This is a genomic window from Vibrio sp. 10N.286.48.F5 (assembly GCF_041469785.1).
Lineage (GTDB): Bacteria > Pseudomonadota > Gammaproteobacteria > Enterobacterales > Vibrionaceae > Vibrio > Vibrio crassostreae_C.
Genome location: NZ_JBFRLG010000083.1, coordinates 1 through 353, shown reverse-complemented (window position 1 = coordinate 353; position 353 = coordinate 1). Strand labels below are relative to the sequence as shown.

Below are 353 nucleotides of genomic sequence, written 5' to 3'. Positions count from 1 at the left end.
TACCGAGGATCTGCCACACTTATGTGGTACTTAAATGCATCGGAGGCACCATGTCTGATTATTCTTATTTCTGCGGTATCGACCTAGCTAAAAACCACTTTAGTCTTCATGCCGTAGACCAAAATGGTAAGGTCATACTTCATAAGTCAGTAACCCGCTCTAAACTACTGACTACAATAGCAAATATGCCACTCATGCGTATAGGCGTTGAAGCGTGTGGTGGTGCACATTATTGGGCAAGAACACTCAATAAACTGGGTCATGACGCCCGCATCATGGCCGTTAAATACGTGGTTCCTTATCGAACTAAAGGGAAGAACGACCTTAATGATGCAGTAGCTATCTGCGAAGCT

At 44.2% G+C, this 353-nt stretch carries 1 protein-coding gene; it reads left to right on the top strand.

Annotated elements, in window-relative coordinates; all coding sequences use genetic code 11:
* Positions 1–50: 50 nt before the first annotated feature.
* Positions 51–353 (top strand): transposase (locus AB4185_RS21905; protein WP_372135936.1); only part of this gene is annotated, 303 nt, incomplete at its 3' end.